Here is a 286-nt window from a genome sequence, read left to right as displayed (position 1 = left end):
GCCTGTGAATTCACGCGCACGGAGACCAGCGCGTACACCAACAAGCCCAAGGCCTCGAGGTCCACCGCAGCGTGGAAACCCCGGATAATCCCGGCGTCCCTCAGCGCCCGGACCCTGCCCAGACAGGTAGAGGGCGCTATTCCCGCCTTCGACGCGAGCACATTGTTGGGAATCCGGGCGTCAGCCATGAGTTCCTTGAGGATCAAGCGGTCCGTCTCGTCGAGCCGAACCCGGTTCGGAACGGACCCCTGCCCACGGGTCAATGATGAATCAGACACGAACACAC

1 protein-coding gene is annotated in these 286 nt (G+C 62.9%); it reads right to left on the bottom strand.

Annotation, left to right across the window (positions count from 1 at the left end; genetic code table 11):
* A partial coding sequence (locus SB724_RS19805) for an Lrp/AsnC family transcriptional regulator (protein ID WP_410572507.1) occupies positions 1–206 on the bottom strand: 206 nt, incomplete at its 3' end.
* Positions 207–286: the final 80 nt, after the last annotated feature.

It is taken from the genome of Bacillus sp. SIMBA_031 (assembly GCF_046535225.1).
GTDB lineage: Bacteria > Bacillota > Bacilli > Bacillales > Bacillaceae > Bacillus > Bacillus velezensis.
Note: the sequence above shows the minus strand (reverse complement) of the source record. Positions and strands in the feature narration are given on the sequence as shown.